This is a genomic window from Hafnia sp. HMSC23F03, assembly GCF_001816025.1.
Taxonomy (GTDB): Bacteria; Pseudomonadota; Gammaproteobacteria; order Enterobacterales; family Enterobacteriaceae; genus Hafnia; species Hafnia paralvei.
This window is the reverse complement of sequence record NZ_KV824208.1, coordinates 1-2598: the sequence shown is the minus strand read 5'-3', so window position 1 is coordinate 2598 and position 2598 is coordinate 1. Positions and strand designations below refer to the sequence as shown.

The following is a 2598-nucleotide window of genomic DNA, read 5'->3' as shown; positions in this document are numbered from 1 at the left end:
ACGACGTTCTCATAGAGGGCCAGCGTGAAATTAATAGCCTGCGCGATGCGCTGGCCGGTGTGAGAGCATCATAAAGGAGGAGGGGCAGTGCCCCTCTTTTTTCGTCTGACACAGGCAATAAGGACGTCGCAGGCTCGGCTATCTATCGGCCAATCCCCGCAGGCTTGGCCTGACAATGAACCGCTCTCTGTTATTGCGGTGTTGTGACGGCTTACGCCGTGCCGCAACTTTAGCCCTGACGTGTCCGATGCAAGGGAGGCTTCGCCGCCGTCGCTATTTATGCCTCTTCCCGCTGTGATTTTCCCGTCGTTCGTGCGCTCAAGTTTCGCGCTCTCACCGTTCAACTCCCGCCGTCCAGAGGCGATGTGTGGAAGGACGGCGCCCTTGCATCGGCCACTCGCCGCAGGGCTGTCGTATCGGCACGGCGTAAGCCGGATCACAGACGACACTGACCTCGGAGGATTTTATTATGGGCAATGCAACCACCACACCTTCTGTCTACGTGGGCACCTACCACAAATACAACTGCGGCAGCATTTACGGCAAATGGCTAGATCTGACGGATTTTGACGACAGAGCCGATTTTTACGCGGCCTGTCAGGCGCTGCATGCCGGTGAGTCGGATGCAGAATTCATGTTTCAGGATTGGGAAAATATCCCATCACAGTTCGTCTCTGAAAGCGCTATTGACTGGGATTTTGTCGCCGCTTACCAACGCGCTGAAGCAGAAGGCAGCGAAGCCGCTTTTATCGCGTGGGCGGAGTATACCGGCCAGTGTGATTATGACGCCTTTGATGATGCGTATCGGGGCGAGGCAGAAAGCGAAGAAGACTATGCTCTGGAGATGGTTGAGGATAACGGCTTGCTCAATGAGGTGCCGGATCTACTTCGCTGCTACTTCGATTTTAAAGCCTATGCGCGTGACCTGTTCAGCAGCGGCTATGTTTTCCATGACGGTTATGTTTTCACAAACTAAATACTATGCGGCGGTGAAACCGCCGGTTAAGGATATAACGATGAAACTTGCGCCGGAAACCCGCGAAATATTGCGTCAATACAAGGCATTAATTAATGCACGTCGACGTGATTCCGGTCAGCGGGAACTGACGACCCCACAGGTCATGGATGAAATTTGTCACTACATGACTTGTCAGTGTGCTGTATATATTGGTGGTCATTTCATCTTACAGGGTGGCAAAGGGCAGTAAGTATGATGGCAGGCGTTCGGAGCGCCTGTCTGGCCGTGCCGAAACCCCGTGTGCGCTGTTGGCGCACGGGAAGGTATGCGGTGCTAACGCACCGCTTATCCTCCCGTTTCGTGATGTCAGGGTAGTGTGTTGCGTTTCCATTCCGACTATGACTGTTCTTCTTCCTCTCCATCTTCTCTTTCCGTTTCGTCTTTTCGATCTTCTTCTGGATATACATCCTTCTGCTGTTGGGTCTGTTTCGCTTATCTCTTCAAAATATACACAAGGGACTTTGGGGCACCCAAGGGCGTGCGCCGTTCCGACACACGACGACTGACACAACTAGTCGCGCCCAAACAAACGGGCACGCCAAGTTTTACGCAGCCACGCAAGGTGTCTGCGCCCATGCGGGGTAGAGCCGTTGCTGGCAGGTCAACAGAACCGCTTGCTGTGACCTGTTGGTCACGCCGCTTTCACTGCCGGCGCTAAGGGGGCCAGATAAATCTGGCCTCTTTCCGGTGTCCTTTCTTTACGCCCTATCCTGAGCGCTGTGTTTTCGTGGGTCAGCCTGCGTCAGGGGACGGAAAAGTCAACAGGCCGCGCCAGCGCTGGCCGCATTAATTTTTTTGTCCTCTCTAGTTCGTCTCAAAAAAATGAACGCACCCCCTGTGGACTTTACCGCCGCGCCTGTCGCTACCGTCTTCCCACGAAAAGCCCCTCGCCCCGGAAAAATCCGGCAGAGGGAAATACACCAGAAAGAAGCCAGAGGCTTCAAGGAGCAACATGATGGCGAGCAAAGGCGTTAATAAAGTGATTTTAGTGGGACATTTAGGCCAAGAACCCGAAGTACGCTACATGCCGAACGGTGGCGCGGTTGCCAATTTGTCACTGGCTACCTCAGAAACATGGCGCGATAAACAAACGGGCGAACCAAAAGAAAAAACCGAATGGCATCGCGTTGTGGTGTTTGGCAAGTTGGCTGAAATCGCAGGGGAGTACCTGCAAAAAGGTTCGCAAATCTACATCGAGGGTGCTTTACAGACCCGCAAGTGGACAGACACACAGGGCATTGAACGTTACACCACGGAAATTATCGTCAACGTGGGCGGCACAATGCAAATGTTGGGCAATCGTCGCGAGGCCAGTCAATCCCCCGCACCGCAGACCAGCGGTCAGCCACAACAACAGGCAGCAGCTCCCGCCGCTAAAAAGGCCAGCAAAGGCAAAAAATCCAACACCGCCGCACAGCCGGAACCTCAGCCGCCACAGACGGGGGAATTCCCGCCAATGGATTTTGACGATTCGATCCCATTCTAGGATTTACAGCAGCCCTGCGCCAGCAGGGCTATAGACACACAATCGGAGCCTAAATATGAGCAATAAGACGCCTGATTTACCTAACGATACCTTT

General features: G+C 53.7%; 3 protein-coding genes. All 3 read left to right on the top strand.

What is annotated here, in order from left to right:
* Positions 1 to 469 precede the first annotated feature (469 nt).
* The 3 genes from HMPREF3091_RS04950 (at position 470) to HMPREF3091_RS04940 (ending at position 2504) form a co-directional block, all read left to right on the top strand.
* Positions 470 to 976 (top strand): antirestriction protein ArdA, encoded by a 507-nt coding sequence (locus tag HMPREF3091_RS04950; protein ID WP_070714549.1) that lies wholly within the window; start codon positions 470 to 472, stop codon positions 974 to 976.
* A gap of 40 nt (positions 977 to 1016) precedes the next feature.
* Positions 1017 to 1208 (top strand): hypothetical protein, encoded by a 192-nt coding sequence (locus tag HMPREF3091_RS04945; RefSeq protein ID WP_070714547.1) that lies wholly within the window; start codon positions 1017 to 1019, stop codon positions 1206 to 1208.
* Between the two features lie 762 nt (positions 1209 to 1970).
* Positions 1971 to 2504, top strand: a complete 534-nt coding sequence (locus HMPREF3091_RS04940) for a single-stranded DNA-binding protein (RefSeq protein WP_371328676.1) — start codon at positions 1971 to 1973, stop codon at positions 2502 to 2504.
* Positions 2505 to 2598: the final 94 nt, after the last annotated feature.